The following is a 17,555-nucleotide window of genomic DNA, read 5'->3' as shown; positions in this document are numbered from 1 at the left end:
GAGCTATTTACACCGCGTCCACCGCCGATGCCGCTGCAGCCGCGCTGGATGATCTCGATGACGAGTGGGGGCGAGCCTATCCGGCGATGATACGTTTGTGGCGTAACGCCTGGACCGAGTTCGTGCCGTTCCTCGACTACGACATCGAGGTCCGGAGGGTGATCTGTACGACGAACGCGATCGAATCGTTGAACGCCCGCTACCGGCGAGCGGTCCGAGCGCGAGGGCATTTCCCCAGCGAGCAGGCCGCGATGAAATGTCTGTACCTTGTCACCCGCAGCCTCGACCCGACCGGACGAGGCCACACCCGATGGATGATGCGCTGGAAGCCAGTCCTCAACGCCTTCGCCATCACTTTCGGTGACCGCTGGCCGGGCGCCGAGCACTACTGACAACATCGCCGGAACCACCGTTCTCGTTACAGACCCTGAGGGCCCCCACGAGGGCTGAGGGCGCGGCGCTCATCGCGGGCAGGCCCCGTGGTGAGCGCCGCGTCGGCCGGGCGGTGCCGGCCCGGACCGAGACAGCCGGCCCGGACCGGTGCAGTCAGCCCGGACCGACCCAGCTGGTCGGAGCGACGAAGCCGGGCGGGCCGCCCCACGACACCGGCCGGGCCCGCGGCGCGGCGGTGGCGGGGGCGGGCCGCCGAGCGGCCAGGACGGCGGCGACCAGCGCCGCCAGCTCGGCGTCGTCCGGTCGCCCGCGCAGGACGTGGACCGCCACCGGCGCCGGCCCCGGGGAGCCGGTGCCCGCGGTCGCGCGGCCGCTCACGTGGGCGGGTTCCCGTGCTTGCGGAACGGCAGGTCGGCACGCTTGGCACGCAGCACGGCCAGCGCGTCGACCAGGGCGGCCCGGGTGTCGGCGGGATCGATGACGTCGTCGACCAGGCCGGCCTCGGCGGCGTAGTAGGGGTGCATGAGCTCCTGGCGGTACTGCTTGATCCGCTGCAGGCGGGTCGCCTCCGGGTCCGGCGAGCCGGCGATCTCCCGCCGGAAGACGACGTTCGCGGCGGCCTCGGCCCCCATCACCGCGATCTCGTTGGTCGGCCACGCGAGCGAGATGTCGGCGCCGATGGAGCGGGAGTCCATGACGATGTAGGCACCGCCGTAGGCCTTGCGCAGGATCAGCTGCACCCGGGGCACCGTGGCGTTGCAGTAGGCGTACAGGAGCTTCGCACCGTGCCGGATGATCCCGCGGTGCTCCTGGTCGCCGCCCGGGAGGAAGCCAGGCACGTCGACCAGCGTGACCAGTGGGATGCTGAACGAGTCGCAGGTGGACACGAAGCGGGCCGCCTTCTCCGAGGCCGCGATGTCCAGCACGCCCGCGAGCGACGCCGGCTGGTTCGCCACGATCCCGACGGTGTGCCCGTCGAGCCGGGCCAACCCGCAGACGATGTTCGGCGCCCAGTCCGCGTGCACCTCGAACAGGTCGCCGTCGTCCACGATCTCAGCGACGACCGCACGCATGTCGTAGGCGCGCGTCGTGTCGGCGGGGACGAGGTCCAGCAGGGACGAGGTGGGCCGGTCGGCGGGATCACCGCTCTCGACCCGTGGTGGGGCCTCCCGGTTGTTGGAGGGCAGCAGCGAGACCAGATGTCGGACGTCGGCGAAGCAGGAGGCCTCGTCGTCGTGGACGAAGCCGGCGGAACCCGACCGCGTCGCGTGTACGTGCGCGCCGCCGAGCCCCTCGTGGTCGATGTCCTCACCGGTGACCGCGGACACGACGTCCGGTCCGGTGATGTACATCTGCGCGACGTCGCGGACCATGAACACGTAGTCGGTGAGTGCGGGGGAGTAGGCGGCGCCACCGGCGCACGGCCCGAGCATCACGCTGATCTGCGGGATCACCCCGGACGACCGGACGTTGCGGCGGAAGATCCCGCCGTAGCCCGCGAGCGCCGTGACCCCCTCCTGGATGCGGGCCCCGGCCCCGTCGCTGAGCGCGATCAGCGGTGCCCCGGCCGCCTCGGCCATGTCCATGACCTTGTGGATCTTACTGGCGTGGGCCTCACCGAGCGAGCCGCCGAAGATGCGGAAGTCGTGGGCGTAGACGAAGACCGTCCGTCCGTCGATCCGCCCCCAGCCGGTGACGACGCCGTCGGAGTGCGGCCGGCGGTCCTCGAGCCCGAACCCGTGGGCGCGGTGCCGGCGGAAGCGTTCGATCTCCCGGAACGAACCGGGGTCGAGCAGCAGCTCGAGCCGTTCGTGCACGGTGAGCTTCCCGCGGGCGTGCTGGGCCGCGGTCGCCTGCGCCGACGGGCCGCTGCGGGCCTGCTCACGCAGCTCGGCGAGCTCACCGACCCGCGACCGCAGGTCGGGCTCGGTGGAGTCCCCGGTCGTGCCGACGCCGTCCCTGGTCGTGGTCATGTCCATCCCTCCGTCGGTCGGCTCCGCTCACTTCACGTGGTCGGCGACGACCTGCGGGGGGCCACGACCCCATCTCGAACATCCCGAGCGCATAGGCCTTCGAGATCAGCGCCGGACGGTTCTTGACCTTCATGCGGCGCAGCAGGGAGGTGACGTGGTACTCCACCCCGCCGCGGCTGAGGAACAGCGTCGAGGCGAGCTGGACGGTGGAGGCCCCCGATGCCACCCCTTCGAGGATCTTGGCGTCCATGTCGGACAGGATCCGGCGCGGTCGCGGGACCTGCGCGCCGCGCTCGGCGTGCGGCGCGAGGACGGCGATGACCCCCTCGATCCGGCCCGCCCCGCGGGCGAACGGGGTCGCGGTCAGCTCGCCCTGGAGCTGCCCCTCGGGGGACTGCAGCGTGACCGTGGTGTCCTTCAACCGGGACTGCTGACCGTCGAGCAGCCGCTGCAGCCGACCGTGCACCGCGGTCCGCACGCTCGGGTCGAGCAGGTCACAGAACGCCGAACCGCAGAGGTCCTCGTGCAGCTGCTGACGGAACCGCCGGAACATCTCCTGATTCGCCGCGACGATCCGCAGCGATCGGTCCAGGGACACCATGCAGGACTGGTGCGCCCCGGGGCCGCGTGACTGTGACGAGCGTGTCCCTGTCGTCGACTGGTTCATGTCGCTCCCCTGCGAATCGGGATCCCGGCGTGTTCGGGAGGATCAACTCTTTACGCCGAACGGCTTCCACCGACGTTATGAACCGTTGCGCGGAAGCGTCAACGCGCAGTGGCCGCAAGCGCTTAACACTGTGGCTGCGTGGTCACTCGGCCGGGTGGCGAGGTGGGGCGGTGTGTGAGCGGCATCACTACGGTGTGGAGGGTCGGATCCTGGGGGATTCCCCAGTGCGGTGTGCGGCATCATCGGGGCACGTGCGTGGCAGGTGCCGGCTCGGACCGTGCCGTGGTGAGGCCCAGGCAGTGCCGTGGTCATGCCATGGTCATCCCGTGGTCATGGCGAGCATCGTCGCAGCTCAGGGTCGGTCGAGGAGGCGGACGAAGCCGTTCGCGGCGAGTTCGGCCAGCCATCCCGTCATGCGGTCGCGGACGACCCAGGGATCGGCCTGCCAGGCACGGGCCAGCTCCAGGGCGGCATCGCCGAGGACCCACTGGGCTCGGCTGAGGCTGACCCACATCGCCGTCTGTGCGGCGGTGCAGAGGAGCGTGTCGGGACTTCCCGCGCGCCGGATTTCCATCCACCCGTTGCTCAGCACACTGACCGTCATTCCGGGGGCGGGCCCGATCCGTCGATTCCGTGTCTCACGCGACATGGCACGGCAATTCGTCACCGAGTTCGGGCGCGACGTACATCAGAATGTCATCCACGGCGCGACCGCTGTTCATGACGACCAGTGTCGGGGACATCATGTGCGGATATCACCAGTATCCGACTCCTGTCGGGTGACGACGGTGCGCCGGCGTTCAGCCCGGGCCGAGGTCGCCGCGGCCACCGATTCCGAGCTTGCGGTAGGCGCTGGTGAGGCGCTTCTCCACGGCGTGCCGGCTGACTCTGAGCTGCTGCGCGATCTGCTGGTTGGAGGCCCCGGCCCGGACCATGGCCACGGCCTCCTGCTCGCCCGCGGTGAGCCGGTCGGCCCCGGTCCCCATGGCCCGTGACGAGCCGGCACGAGCCGCGACGGCGGCGCCGAGCGGCGCCTCGGCAGACGCTGCCGGTGCGCCTGTCGCGGGACGCGGGGCGAGCACCGGGCGGGGGACGGGGCGGCGCGGGACCGGCCCCCCGCCGGCAGCCGTGGGCCGGGCGACGGTGTCGGGACAGTGTTCGAGCGCGACCGCGGCCCGGTCGGCCTCGGCGCCGTCCTCGGAGCCCGCGAGTACCGCTGACGCCGAGCGCAGGAGGCGCAGGCGCTCCGGCCCCTCGGCGAGCTCGGCACAGACCCGCAGCGCACGGCCGAGTGCGGCCGGTGCCCCCCAGCTCGTGGCGAGCGAGAGCTCGGTCTCGGCGAGGTCGCGGGCGGTGCCGACCTCGCCCAGCCGGGCGGCCAGCAGGGCGGCCCGGCCACGCCACGGGAACAACGCAGGATTGCGCCAGCCCAGGTGGTCCAGATGACGGCCGGCGTCGAGCAGGCACTCCAGCGCCAGTGGGAGGTCCCCGGCGGCCGACGCCGCACCGCTGCGGCACAGCCGGTGCATCGCGCGCTCGGGCAGTCGTGGACGTGCGAGGTCGGTGTCGGTGTCGGTGCCCCGGATCCGGACCTCCTTCACCACGGCGGTGGCCGTCAGGGCCACCGCGAGCGGGGTGACCGGCGCGTCCGGGTCTCGGGGGGCGAGACGGACCTCGCGGCCGCGCGCGAGTGCGAGCAGGGCGTGCAGATCCGCGGAACGGCCGGCGCCCGACGCCGCGCCCTGCTGCACGGCGAGCCGGTGCGCCAGCGACCCCGCCCGGTCCGCCGCCACCAGGGCGAGTCCCAGGAGCTCGGTCAGCGCGCCGGTCGGATCCAGCTCGTGGGCCGGGACGGTCCGCAGCAGCCGCGCCCCGAGCCCCGCCACGGAGGCGGCCGGCACCCGCCCGGAGAGTGCGGCGCCGTGCAACAGGACGGTGATCAGCTCCTGCCCCGCCGAGGTGGACAGCTCCGCGTCCGGATCGGCGAGCACCTCCTGCAGCCTGGCACAGCCGGCCTCCAGTCCCTCGGGCGTCTGCTCGTCGAGCCGGTGCCGACGGGTCCGGATGCGCAGGGCGAGCGGCCGGTCGCCGGCGGTGGCCGGGTCGGCGTCGGCCTGCCGGATCGCGTCGCGGACCTCGGCGGGCGCGGTGACGACGGCCCCCACCGGGAGGGCGGCGATGGCCCGGGCCCTGGTGCGCGGCCCGTCGAGGAGGGGAAGGGCCTGGGCGACGTGCCGGGTGGCGATCGTCGGGGCGTGCCCGGACTCGGCAGCGGCCAGGTCGGCCAGGACCGATCCCCGCTCGGCGGGGGACAGGTCCCCGTCGAGCAGTACCCGCCTCAGGTGGTCGGCGGCGCTCCGGCCCCCGCCGACCGGGTCCTCGGCGAGGCACAGTGACGCGGCCGTCCGCAGGGTGTGCACCGCCCACCGCTCCAACGGCGTCGTGCAGGCCAGCAGATGTCCGGCCACCTCCGCCGGGGGTCGTCCGACCTCGTGCAGGAGGCGGGCTGCCTCGGCGTGCACGGTGCACCGGTCGGTGGGGCCGAGGGCGACGTCGGCGACCGCCGGATGGCTCGGGCCGGGTGGGTCGCGGTCGAGCAGCAGCCCGACGTCGACCAGGCGCGCCCGCGCCGTCCGGGCCGCCGCCGCATCGAGACCGGACAGCCGGCGGATCGTCCCCGCGTCGCCGTCCTCGTCGAGCACGACCACGGAGCGCAGGTAGCGGAGGGCCTCGTCGTCCAGGTCGCGCACGGCCCGGGCGAACCGCTCCAGCAGGGCCGGGGGGCGGAGTTCGCCGACCGGCGTCCGCGCTGCGGTGTCGTCCCCGGACGAAGCGGCCTCGGACAGCAGCTGGGTGAGCACCATCGGGTTGCCGAGGCTGGCCGCGTGGAACATGCCCGCTGTCCCCGGCGCCGACCCGGCCCCGATCCGCTCCTCGACCAGGGCGGTGGTGGCCCGCTCCGACAGGGGGTGGAGCCGGACGTCACGAGCGGTCGCCAGCAGCCTGCGGACCGATCGGCGGTCGGCCCCCCGGTCCCCGGCGAGCACCGAGCACACGAGGGCGACGGGGCGCTCGTGGGAGGACAGGGCGAGCTCGACGAGCCAGTCCAGGGACGGGTCGTCGGCCCACTGGAGATCGTCGACCAGCACCACCAGGGGACTGCCGGGGGCCGTCGTACGGTCCAGGAACCCGACGGGGTCGGCCAGGGCGTCGTCGTCGACACCGACCGGGAGGTCGTCGTGGACACGGCCCCCCGGCAGCAACGGATCGACCAGCTGGTGCACCACCCCGCAGGCGAACTCGCGCTCGGCCGGGGCGGCACACGCCCGCAGCACCTGCATCCCGGTGCTCCCGGCGGTCGCCGCGACGGCCCCGAGCGTGGCCGTCCGGCCGGAGCCGATCCCTCCGCTCACCACGGCGGTCCCGCCGAGCCCGTCCCGTGCTCCGGCCAGGAGTGACCCGAGCCGCTCGAGCTCGCGCTCACGACCGTGCACGCGACACCTCCGGTGTCGATCCCACGGGGGGCAGCTCGCGCAGTGTCGCGGTGACCAGTGCGATCGGCGCGGGAGCCCCCCACCGGAGTGCCAGCCGGTGCTCGTCGAGTGCCAGCCTGCGGGCCGTGGTGTGGGAGCCGAGCCCGGCCAGCAGGCGAGCGGCCGTCGAGCGCCACGGTGCGATCGCGGGGTTGACCCGGCCCCGGTCGAGGAGCAGGCGACCGCACGCCATCAGCTCGTCGACCGCGTCCTGGGGGGAGCCGGAGAGCATGTGCACGATCCCCCGGACGTAGGTGAGCAACGCGACCCCCGCACGGTCGGTGTCCGAGGTGCTCCCGGCGAGGGCGACCGAGGTCGCCGTGGCCAGGTCTCCGTCGACGACGTGCAGCAGCGCCTCGACCGCGTCGAGCAGCGGATCGCAGCCCGGCTTCCGGACGGCGGCGGGGCCGCGCCGGGCGGCACGCAGGTCGCGGCGCGCACCCTCCCAGGCCCCGGCGCGCAGCTCGATCAGGGCCGAGACACCCAGCACCAGCGTGGGCACGCGCCCGGCCCCGGCCAGATCCAGGACGAGGCGGCGCATGCCGGCGCGCGCCTCGTCGTGGTGGCCGGAGGCCTGCAGGGTCATCGCGGCCGTCACCCGGGGGACGATCGGACGGTCCGCGTCCGGGCCCCCGACGACGGCCGCGGCCTCCCGGGCGAGCGCGAGCGCCCGTCGGCGGTCCCGTCCCCGCAGCAGCAGCGAGTACGCCCCGGCGCCGCCGGTGCCCTCGGGTGGCGGGCCGTGGTCGTCTCCCGCTCCGTCGAAGCCGAGCTGCCGGACCTGGGCGGCGGACGGTCGGCAGTGCGCGGCCGCGCCGGCGAGTGCTCGGCGCGCGGCCCCGGTGTCGCCCTCGGCCAGCAGCAGGTCGATCGCGGAACGTGTGGTGCGGGGACGGGGGGCGTCCCCGTGGTCCGGCGCCGGGTCGTCGTGCGGCTCCGGGTCCGGGCCCGAGGCGGCGAGCCGGGAGAGCAGCCGGCGCGCGGCAGCCGGGTCGTGGTGTGCGCGCGCCGCGGCGAGCGTCGTCGTCAGCGGGCCGCGCAGAGCCGCCGGCACGGTCTCGTCGAACGCGCGTTCGGCAACGGCTGCCGCCTCGGCGTGTCTGCCGGCGGCGAGCAGCTCGCGGGCGCCCCGGTGCAGCAGACCGGCGACCCAGGGCTCACCCTGGACCGGCGCCGCCAGCAGCACCCGGGCGATGTCGGACTCGGGCAGCGCGGCCCGGCGGGCCGCACGTGCCGCCCGCGTGAAGAGGGCACGTCGCTCGGCGAGGGGCACGCGGCTCAGCACGACGTCCGCGGCGACCTCGTCCAGGACCGGCGGGTGGGTCCCGGCCAGGAGCCCGGTCGCGGCGAGCCGGGGACCGAGGTCTCCGCCGTGTCCGGTGGCCGGGCCGATGCGTCCGGCCAGCGCCGCGAGCGGACGACCGCACACCGCGATGCCGGTCAGCGTGTCGCGCAGGTCGTCGGGGAGGCCGTCGACGACCGCGTTCGCGTGGTCCTGCCGGGCCCTGTCGACGACGCGGGCCAGCCGGGCCGGGTTCCCGTCGCCGTCCCAGCGGTCGAGAACCCTCGACAGGACGGCCGGCACGCCGCCGGTCGCGCGCCGCAGCCGCACGGCGGTGGCGCGGTCCGGGACGTGGCCCAGCCGGTCGGCGACCGTGTCACGGACCTCGGCGAGGGTCAGTCGTGCGGTCCGGACGACCGTGTCCTCCGGCCGCCCCGGCGCCATGGCCCACGACGAGCCCCCGTGGGTGCCGGTGTCGGACACGAGGACCCCGAACGAGGCGTGGTGCCGTCGTCGGAGCAGCATCTGCAGCCACTCCTGGCTCAGGGGGTCGGCCCACTGCAGGTCGTCGACCACGAGGAGCAGCGGCCGTCGACGCGCGGACTCCAGGACCGTGCGGCAGTACCGGTGCAGCGCCGCATGGTCGATCCGGCCCGACGCGGTGGGCGGGAGCGGCTCGCCGGGGCGGGGCCCGCACGCCGCGATCAGGCGGGACGTCGTCGACAGCGGACGGTCGTGGCGGCCCTCGACGGCGCGCGCGGCCAGTACGCGCACACCTCGTTCCCCGGCCCTGTCCGCTGCCCACCGCAGCAACGTGGACCGCCCCGTACCGGGCTCGCCCAGGACGACGGCGAAGGTCGGAGTACCGCCCGCGACCCGGCGCACCGTCTCCAGGAGCGCGGCGTGCGGCCTGCGCCGGTCCGGACCCGCGGTCACGCCGCGCCGCCACGGTCGGCGGCGACCAACGGGGCGAGCCCGGTGCGGTCGGTGACGTCGAGCTTCCGGAACGCGCTCGTCAGGTGCACCTCGACGGTGCGGACCGTGACGAACAGCGCCCGGGCGATCTCCCGGTTGCGGGCACCCCCGGCGGCCAGGCGCACCACCCGCCGCTCGGCGGAGGTGAGGGGGTCCAGCGGAGAACCCGTCGGCCGCCGCATCCGGCCGCCCGCGCGGTGCAGGGCCGCTCGCGCCCGGGAGGCCTCCCGCGTCGCCCCGCAGCGGGCGGCCAGGGTCGCGGCCTCGCGCAGCTGACGGCGTGCCTCGATCACGTGACCCGAGGCGAGCAGGCCGGTACCCCATCGGAGACGGGCCTCCACCAGCTCCAACCGGGCGGGTGAGTCGTCGAGCACCGCCACCGCCTCGGCCAGCAGATCCAGACCGTCCGGACCGGGGGTCGTCGCGCCGCGGGCGGTGAGTGCGAGCCCGCGGGCCCTGGGGGTGCCCCACCGCGCGGCCAGCGCCGCGCCGTGCTCGACGACCGGGGCCGCGTCGTCGGGTCTCCCGAGATCGGCGAGGAGCAGGGCGGCACGCGCCCACCAGGGCGCGAACACGGCGTTGGCGATGCCGTCCTCGTCGAGGGCGGCGCCGCACCGCCGGTACAGCGCCAGTGCCCTGGTGTGCCGGCCGCGGGCCGCCGCGACGTCGCCCCGGGCGAGCAGCAGGTCGTGGTGCTCCCAGGTGAGGTCCTCGTCCCACCGGTGCTGCCGTGCGTCCAGGACCTCCGTCGCCCGGTCGACCGCGCCCCGACGCAGGTGCACCCCGGCCAGGACGATCGCCGGGGTTCCGGTGCCGCAGTCCCGACCCGCCCGGCGGGCGGTCTCCACCGCCTCGCACGCAGCGGCCTCCGCCGCGGCCAGCTCCCCCGTGGCGAGGCGGGCCTCGGCCAGCCCGCTCGTGGCCAGGGTCCGCGTCCAGGGCGAGACCTCGTGCCCGGGGCGCCGCAGCACGCCCTCCAGCAGGACGACGGACTCCTCGCAGCGGTCGGCCAGGCGCAGGACCCGCGCACAGGCCAGCCCCGTCCAGCCGGCGAGCTCGGTGTGCTCGCGGGGTGCCGCCCGACGAGCCAGCTCGACGGTCCGCGCGGGATCGCGTCCGGCGAGGAGCAGGGCGGTGGCGAGCATCGCGAGCTTGTGCCGGCCGGCTTCGGTGTCGCCCTCGGGGACGTCGGTCCGGTACGCCCGCTCGATCGTGCGGGCGACCGTCCGCCGCCGGTCCAGGCCGACGACGAGCAGCACTGCCTCGGCCGAGGTGCGCAGGTCCGCTGGTCGTGGTCGGACCTGCGGCTCGTCGTCCACGGCGTCGCGGTGGTCGAGCTCCTCCAGCGCCGACCGGAGGACCGCGGCCGCGTCCCCGGGGCGCCGGGCCGGCAGCGAGGCCATCGCGAGCTGCACGGCGACCTGCATCCGACGGGCCGGGTCCACCGCCGCCGCGTGCGCGACGCGCAGGTGCTCGACCGCGCCGGTCGGGTCGGACACGGCGAGCGCGGAGGCCAGGCGCGACCGCAGGGCGACGTCGGCCGGCCGCGCGTCCACCACCGGGGCGAGATACCGCGCGAGGTCGGCGAACGCGGACCGGTCGGCCGCGCGGTCGGCGGCCTCCCGGAGCACGGTCAGCATCCACGGCTCGGCGGGGTCGGGCAGCTGCAGCAGCAGCTCCGCGATGCGCTCGGCCGGTGCGCCCGCGTCGTTCAGCACGCGTGCGGCGCGCCGCCGGAGCCGTCCCAGCTCGTGGTCGGGGATCCGGTCCAGGACCGCTGTACGCAGGCGGTCGTCGCAGAGGTCCGTGCCGTCGGGGGTGAGCACCCCGATCCGGGCGAGGGCACGCACGGCGCCGGCGGTCGGGCCGGGGCCGACCCCCGCGACGGCGGCGAGCGTCCCGATGGTGGACGGCCCCGCTACCGCGAGCGCCGCCGTGAGACGTCCGACGCACGGACCTCCGGAGCGCAGGTGCCAGTCGACCGTCTCGTCGGTCCGGCGGCGGGAGCTCCTCGGCGGCTCCGCCACCGGAGGCAGGGGGAGCGGTGTCGCGGTCCCGGCCCGCTCCGCGGGGCGCAGGACCAGCGTCTCGGTCGACGGGGCACGCAGGGGCCAGAGCCGTTCGGGGAGGACACCGTCGACGTCGGTGCGCGCGGCGAGGACGAGTCCGATCGGGAGGCTGTGCATCCGGCGCAGGAGGAACCCCAGGAAGGCCAGCGACCCGGCATCGCAGCAGTGGACGTCGTCGACGACCAGCAGGAGGGGACTGCGCGCGACGAGGCTCGTGGTGAACCGGTGGAGAGCGCGCAGCCGGCGGTGGAGCTTGTCCGGTGTCGCGGTGGGTCGGAGCTCGTCGAGGACCGTCGCGACGTCGTCGGCGTGACGCGCGGCCGGACCCAGCAGGTGTCGTACCGTTCCGAACGGGGTGGTTTCGGGGTCCTGTCGGCCGGTGGCGTACAGCGGCCGGACGTCGTGGTCGTGGTGCCGGCGCAGGGTGTCGAGCAGAACCGTCTTGCCGGTCCCGGGTGCGCCGGTCAGCAGCCGGGCGCTCGGCCTGCCGGCGGCGGCGGTCGCGGGTGCCGCGGTGAGCCAGGCCCATTCCGTGGCCCGCCAGGACAGGTGGGCCGGCGGTCCTTCCCGCACCGTCACCGTCCTCCTCTCCCGGTACCGCCCGGTCGACTCCGTGCCGTCGGCGGCCTGCGCCGGGGCGTCCCGGGTGTGGTCGGTGGGGGCGCCTCGCCGGGCACCCCCATCGAGGTGGGAAGACTCGGCCGCGAGCTCACCGATGACGGTACGAAGATCGAATCGAGGGCGTCAACGACCTGGCCCCGTAAGCGCTTAACATTGTGGACCGCTCGGCAGCCCGTGAGGGAGGTGTGGTTCGGTGTGTGGTCTCGGTCACTTCGGTGTGTGTGTCACGAGGCCGGCGGCCAGGAGGCCGTCCAGCCAGTCGTTCATCCGGTCGCGCACGTTCCACGGCTGGCAGCCCCACGCGTCGGCGAGGCGGATCGCGGCGTCGCCGACGTGCCAGCCGTTCTCGGCCAGGCAGAGCCACATCGCGGTCTCCTCGAGGTTGCACAGCAGCGCACCACCACCGGGGTGGTGCAGCTCCATCCAGCCGTTGTCCAACACGCGGGCGTCGACACCGGGCACGGGTCGGACGGTCACGCCGCCCACCCTGACCGACGGCCGCCATGGATGTCACGCCGGTTCCGAGGACGAGGGCGCCACGGCTGCCCATCGGTCGCGTGCCGAGGACGACGGGATGGAGGAGGCTGGGCGTCGGCACGACCGACGAACGGGGGAGACGCGATGACCGACCTCGGGTCCGGGCCCGACGCGGTCTTCACACCCGCCGACCGGACGTTGCTCGCCCTGTTCGACACCGCGGTCGACCGGCTCCTCGCCCCCCGCACCGACGACGGCCGCGGCAGCCTGCTGGTGGTCGCCGGCCCGGTCGGGAGCGGGCGGACCGTCGCGTTGGGGGACTGCACCGTGCGTGCCGGTGGGCGTGGGGCGGTCACCCTGACCGCGCGGTGCCACCCCGTCGACCGGCAGGTCCCCGGCGCGGTCGTGCGGAACCTGCTCGGTCCCCGGGGTGCGGGAACCGGTGTCGCGGGCACGGCCGGGCGACCGAGGGCGGAGCTCGCGGACCTGCTGACCGGCCGGCCGGGAGTGCTCGTCGTCGACGACGCCGAGCACTGCGACGACCTGTCGGCTGGCTGGTTGGCCGATCTCGTCGACCCCGGCGCACGGCTTCCGGTCGTCGTGCTCCTCGGGGTCCTCGGGAACGGTGCGTCGGGCCTGCCCGACCCACTGGCGGCACGGGCGGAGGTGGTGCACGTCCTCGAGCCCCTGGAACCCGCCCGGGTGGACGCGGTCGTGCGCGCCCGCTGGGGCCGGGAGGTCGGCGACGGTGTGCTCGCCGCGGTCCGGGAGGTCACCGGGGGAACCCGCTGCTGCTGGCCGGGCTGCTGGACCTCCCGGACCCGCCCGACCCCGCGCAGGTGCGACGAGCCGGTTCGCCCCGTCTGCGGCTGCGGCTCGACGATGCGCTGCGCCGGTCGTCCCGGGGCGTCGGGGAGCTGCTGGCGACGGTGGCGGTCCTGGGGGAGTACGCCACCCCGCAACGGTGCGCCGCGCTGGTCCCCACGGCCGGGGCGGACCTCGCCGCTGCCCGCCGTGACGCGGTGGCCGCCGGACTGCTGGTGGACGACGCCGCCCCGCGGCTGCGGCACCCGCTGGTCGGCTCCGCGGCCCTGGCGGTCCTGGATCCGCAGGAGCGCCGCCGCCTGCGCCTCGACGCGGCCGCGCTGCTCGCCGAGGCGGACGAGCCGTCGGCGGCCGCCGACGTGCTGCACGACGTCGCGGGGACGCTGCCCGACGACATGGTCGGGGTCCTGTGCGACGCGGCCGAGCGGTCGCTCCGGCAGGACGCGCCGGACACCGCGGCCCGGCACCTGCAGCGCGCGCTCCTCGCCCATCCGACCGCTGCGCGCCGGGCGGAGGTGCTCGCGCGGCTCGCCGTCGTGGAGCGCGGCCTGCACCCCGGACGGGCCCGTCTCCGTGCGGTTCAGGCGGTCCCGTTGCTGCAGGGACTGCGCGAGCGCGCCGCGGCGCTGTGCGACGCCGGTGCGCTGGGACTGCATCTCGACCCCGCTCCGTCGGTCGCCCTGCTGCGCCGCACCGCGGCCGAGGTCGCAGGGGTCGAGGACCCCGACGACGAACTGCGCGACCTCGGGCTGCGACTGCAGGCCCGGGTCCACCAGCTCGACGGTCTCCAGGCGGCCGGGGTGGCCCGCAACGTCGCGCGTCTGCGCGAGCTCACCCGCGGCGGGGAGCCGCCCCTCGGCACGGCCGGTGAACGGGAGCGGATGGCGGTCCTGGTCCACTCCGCCGCGGTGGCCGGGGCACTCCCGGCGGCGCAGGTCGCCGAGCTCGCCCGGCGGATCCTCGACGCCGACCCCACCGCGACCGCGCACGTGCACACCCCGACCGCCGCCGTGATCCCCTGCCTGTGCATGTCCGATGCCACCTCCGGGCTCCCGGCCGTACTCACGACCGCGTCGGCGACCGCGGGCATCGCCCCGGTCACCGCCGCCGTGCTGCAGGCCGAGTACGCCGCGGTGCTGGTGTGCGGCAACCGGCCGGACGAGGGCGGGGAACTGAGCCGGACGGCCTACCGGGAGCTCGCGGCCCGTGCCCCCGGGACCGCACTCGCCGCGACCTTGCTCGTCCCGCTGTTCACCGCGGTGCACGACCCGGACCTGGCCCGTCGGGTCGTCGCGGACACCGATGCGCTGCCCGAGGTGCCCGACGACGTCGTTGCCGGGACGGCCATGCTGCGGGCCCAGGTCGCGGTGGCCGACGGTCTCCCGGCGGACGCACTGCGCCTGAGTCTGGAGGCCGGACGCGAGTTCGACCGGATCGGCTGGATCGACGCGCCCCAGCCCTGGCGGAGCTGGGCGATCGAGCTCCGACGCAGGGTCGGTGACGTCGGGGGCGCCCGTGAGCTCAGCGCGCGTGAGCTCGCGCTCGCCAGGGCGTGGGGGGCACCTGCTCGGCTGGGCCGCGCCCTGAGGACGGCCGGGGAGCTGGACTCCGGCACCGCCGCCGTCGCGTTGCTGCGGGAGGCCGTCGAGGTGCTTCGGCAGAGCTCGGACCGGGCGGAGGGCCGACGGGCCGCCCTGGCGTTGCGCCGCCGGACGGCCGGGCCGGTACCGGTCCCCCCCGAGGACGCCTGTGGTCCGTCACGGCTGGCCGGACGACCGGCGGACCGCCGGCACGGTCTCACCCCGAGGGAGTACCGGACGGCGGAGCTGGCCGCGGGCGGGCGTACGAACCCCGAGATCGCCACGGCGCTCGGAACCAGCGTCCGGGGCGTCGAGAAGCACCTCACACGGATCTACCGCAAGCTCGGTGTGGCCGGTCGGCCGGCACTGGGCCGGATGTGGGAGGAGGGGTCCGATCTCCACCGCTGACGGTCCGGACCCCGGACGACTGCTGGATCGTGACGCCGAGCTCGCCGCGGTCCGGGCCGCGGTCGACGCCGTCGCCGCCGGGCACCCACGGACGGTGGTCGTCGTCGGGCCGGCCGGGTCCGGTCGCACGACGCTGCTCGAGGTGACCGCCGGGCTCGCCGCGGCCCGCGGGCTGCCCGTACGGCGTCTCGGCGGGCCCGGCCCCCTCCCCGGCGGACCGCTCGTCGTCCTCGTCGACGACCTCGACGACGCCGGTGCGGAGGTCGGCCTGCGTGCGGCAGGACTGGCACGGGGGTCGGCGGGCCCGGCGCCGGTCCTGCTCGTCGCCGCGCTGCGCGGCACGGGCTCGGGCCGCAGCACGCCCGGGGCGGTGACCGCCGACGACGTGGCGGCCTGCCTCGGCCCGGCGCCCCCGGCGGCGCGGCCCGCGATCGACGCGCTCCTGACCGCTGCCGGTGCCCGGCTGCTGCCGCTGCTGCCACTGCGGTCGGCGTCGACGCGGGCGGTGCTGGACGCCGCGGACTGGCCGGTCGACGCGGTCGAGGCCGCGTGCGCGGCGACCGCGGGACTGCCCGGATGGCTGGCCGCGCTGGGCGCCGAGCTCGCCGCCGACGGCGCGGACCGGACCGGCAGCGCCGTGCAGCCCGCTCTCGTGCGCGCGGCGGACGAGCGGGTCACCGCGGACCGGCTGCCGGCCGTGTTGCGGCGCCTCGGCCCCGAGGCGACCGCGCTGGTGCGCGCCGTCGCCGTGCTCGGGACCGGAGCCGGGCGGGACACCGTCGCGGCGCTGGCCGAGCTGGACGACATCGCCGGGGAGGCGGCATCGGCCCGGTCGGCCGCGTTCGGGGTCCTGGGGGTCGACGGTGTCCGGTTCCTGCTCCCGCAGGCCGCCACCGTCGTCCTCGCCACCACCGACCCCGCGACCCTGCGGTCCACCCGCGCGCGGGCTGCGCGGATCCTCGACGCCGGCGGTGCCGCCCCGGAGACCGTCGCCGACCAGCTCCTCGGTGCGGGCCCGCCGACCGACGCCGCGGCGGTCGCGGTCCTCCGGACGTCCGGGACGGCGCTGCTCGCCGGCGGGCAGCCGGGCCGGGCGGCGCTGCATCTCGGGCACGCGCTGACCGGGCCGGTCCCCGCGAGCGACCGCGCCGCCCTGCTCACCGATCTCGCCGTCGCCGAGCGCAGCGCCGACCCCCGCCGTGCGCTGTCCCACCTGGACGCCGCGCTGGCGGTGCTGGCGGACCCGGTCGAGCGAGCACGGACCACGCTGCGGCTCGTCCCCCTGCTGGCCGGCGCCGGGACCGGTGCGCTGCTCCGCCGGATCGACGCGGCCCGGGACGGGTTGCCCGCCGCCGACCCGCCGTCCGACCTGCGGATGCGGCTGGCGGCCCTGGAAGCGCACGTCGCGGCGGGGGACCTGCGCCACCTCGGCCGCATCCACTCCTGGTCGGCGGGCACGGAGCGCGCCCGCAACGCATCCGGCCCGGGCGCCCGGGCGGTCCGGGGAGCCCACGCGCTCTGCTCCGCGTGGGCTGTGCGCGCGACCGCCGCCACCACGGAGCGGCGGCTCGCCGCCGCGCTCGGCGAGACCGACGAGTCCTTCCTGCGGCCCCTGCGGGTCGCTGCGCTGGGCGTGGTGGAGCGGACCGGTGGCGATGCGTCCCGGCACGCCGAGGACGAGCGTGTCCTGAGGAGCGCCCGGCGCCGGGACCGGCCCGTCGTGCGGGCGCTGCTCCGCGCGGAGCGCGCTCTGGAACGCCTGCGCTCCGGCCACGTGCTCGACGCCCTGGCCGACGCGTTGCAGGCGCTGGAGGACCGCGGTGACGACATGGACCACGTCGTCGGCCCCGTCCGGTACGTCGTGGGCATCGCGCTGATCGAGGCAGGCCGCCCGCAGGAGGCCGTCCGACGGCTGCGTCCCGGCCCCGACGAGCCGGACCGCTGGTCGTGGCGGCACAGCTGGGTCCTCACCGCGCGGGCCGCCGCGTCCGAGGCGTCGGGCCGGCCGGAGGAGGCGCTGCGGCTGCTCGACGACGTCGAGCGGCGGATGCGTGCGGCCGGGGCGCTGAACCCGGCACCGCTGGACTGGCGGGAGCGGCTGTCGCTGCTCGCCCTCGGCGCGGGCGACACCACGCGCGCCGCAGAGCTGGCCCGCGAGCAGCTGGGTCTGGCCCGCCGCTGGCGGGCCTCCGGTGCGCTGGGGTCCGCACTGCGTACGTCCGGGCTGGTGACCCCCGGCCGGGCCGGCACGACACTGCTCCGGCGGGCCCACGACGAGCTGGCGGGCTCCCCACGAACCCTGGAGCGGATCCGGTGCGGTCTCGATCTCGCCGAGCGTCTCGGGCCGGGCGACCCCGACGCGACCCGTCTCGCCACCGAGGCACTGGCGCTCGCCGAGGCACGTGGCGCCCGGCTGCAGGCCGACCGTGCCCACGTGCTGCTCCCGGCCGGCGAGGAGCATCGCGTGGGCGCGGGTCGCCGGAACGGAGGTCTCACCGCCGCCGAGCGCGAGATCGCCCGGCTGGCCGCCTCGGGGATGACGAACCCCGAGATCGCGGGCGCGCTGCACCTGACCCGACGGACCGTGGAGCTCCACCTCACCCGGGCCTACCGCAAGCTCGGCATCTGCGGGCGACACGAGCTGGGGGACGCCCTCGGTGGTGCGGTGACCGACGCGCGCCCGCCCCGGGCGCCGTGACGGCCGACCCCGCAGCCGACGGCTGCCGCGACGGAGATCGACTACCATTCCCGT

The 17,555-nt window shown here is 76.2% G+C and carries 11 protein-coding genes; 3 read left to right on the top strand and 8 right to left on the bottom strand.

Annotation, left to right across the window (positions count from 1 at the left end):
• On the top strand, nucleotides 1-392 hold a 392-nt coding region (locus FVA95_RS01755; protein ID WP_193564271.1), incomplete at its 5' end, for a transposase.
• A 154-nt stretch (nucleotides 393-546) separates the two neighbouring features.
• Here the strand turns inward: FVA95_RS01755 and FVA95_RS01750 are convergent.
• The 8 genes from FVA95_RS01750 to FVA95_RS01715 form a co-directional block, all read right to left on the bottom strand.
• A complete protein-coding gene (locus FVA95_RS01750; RefSeq protein WP_149662633.1) occupies nucleotides 547-771 on the bottom strand; it encodes an acyl-CoA carboxylase epsilon subunit in 225 nt (74 codons plus the stop codon).
• Nucleotides 768-2,372 carry an acyl-CoA carboxylase subunit beta gene (locus FVA95_RS01745; protein ID WP_149662632.1) on the bottom strand — a complete coding sequence of 535 codons (1,605 nt, stop codon included), beginning with the start codon at nucleotides 2,370-2,372 and terminating at the stop codon, nucleotides 768-770. The genes FVA95_RS01750 and FVA95_RS01745 overlap by 4 nt, the downstream gene beginning before the upstream one ends.
• Nucleotides 2,293-2,967 (bottom strand): LuxR C-terminal-related transcriptional regulator, encoded by a 675-nt coding sequence (locus FVA95_RS01740; RefSeq protein WP_161992161.1) that lies wholly within the window; start codon nucleotides 2,965-2,967, stop codon nucleotides 2,293-2,295. Before FVA95_RS01740 ends, FVA95_RS01745 begins: the two co-directional genes overlap by 80 nt.
• Nucleotides 2,968-3,385: 418 nt before the next feature.
• On the bottom strand, nucleotides 3,386-3,625 hold the full coding sequence (locus FVA95_RS01735) for a hypothetical protein (protein WP_149662630.1): 240 nt from the start codon (nucleotides 3,623-3,625) through the stop codon (nucleotides 3,386-3,388).
• Nucleotides 3,626-3,833: 208 nt separating this feature from the next.
• A complete protein-coding gene (locus tag FVA95_RS01730) occupies nucleotides 3,834-6,527 on the bottom strand; it encodes an AAA family ATPase (RefSeq protein ID WP_149662629.1) in 2,694 nt (897 codons plus the stop codon).
• On the bottom strand, nucleotides 6,514-8,784 hold the full coding sequence (locus tag FVA95_RS01725; RefSeq protein ID WP_149662628.1) for an ATP-binding protein: 2,271 nt from the start codon (nucleotides 8,782-8,784) through the stop codon (nucleotides 6,514-6,516). The genes FVA95_RS01730 and FVA95_RS01725 overlap by 14 nt, the downstream gene beginning before the upstream one ends.
• Complete coding sequence (locus FVA95_RS01720) at nucleotides 8,781-11,471, bottom strand: LuxR family transcriptional regulator (protein ID WP_149662627.1); 2,691 nt, start codon at nucleotides 11,469-11,471, stop codon at nucleotides 8,781-8,783. Before FVA95_RS01720 ends, FVA95_RS01725 begins: the two co-directional genes overlap by 4 nt.
• Before the next feature lie 249 nt (nucleotides 11,472-11,720).
• On the bottom strand, nucleotides 11,721-11,990 hold the full coding sequence (locus FVA95_RS01715; RefSeq protein ID WP_139320211.1) for a hypothetical protein: 270 nt from the start codon (nucleotides 11,988-11,990) through the stop codon (nucleotides 11,721-11,723).
• Between the two features lie 839 nt (nucleotides 11,991-12,829).
• Between FVA95_RS01715 and FVA95_RS01710 the strand changes: the two genes are divergently transcribed.
• Nucleotides 12,830-14,803, top strand: a complete 1,974-nt coding sequence (locus FVA95_RS01710; RefSeq protein ID WP_149662626.1) for a helix-turn-helix transcriptional regulator — start codon at nucleotides 12,830-12,832, stop codon at nucleotides 14,801-14,803.
• A complete protein-coding gene (locus tag FVA95_RS01705; protein ID WP_149662625.1) occupies nucleotides 14,742-17,501 on the top strand; it encodes a helix-turn-helix transcriptional regulator in 2,760 nt (919 codons plus the stop codon). Before FVA95_RS01710 ends, FVA95_RS01705 begins: the two co-directional genes overlap by 62 nt.
• Nucleotides 17,502-17,555: the final 54 nt, after the last annotated feature.

Origin of the sequence: Pseudonocardia sp. EV170527-09, from assembly GCF_008369905.1 — a bacterium.
Classification (GTDB): domain Bacteria; phylum Actinomycetota; class Actinomycetes; order Mycobacteriales; family Pseudonocardiaceae; genus Pseudonocardia.
This window is presented reverse-complemented; position numbering and strand designations above follow the sequence as displayed.

What these genes read in the sequence shown, in the direction of transcription:
- FVA95_RS01745 (WP_149662632.1), bottom strand. Translation starts at nt 2,372, where the DNA reads ATGGACATGACCACGACCAGGGACGGCGTCGGCACGACCGGGGACTCC.
- FVA95_RS01740 (WP_161992161.1), bottom strand. Translation starts at nt 2,967, where the DNA reads ATGGTGTCCCTGGACCGATCGCTGCGGATCGTCGCGGCGAATCAGGAG.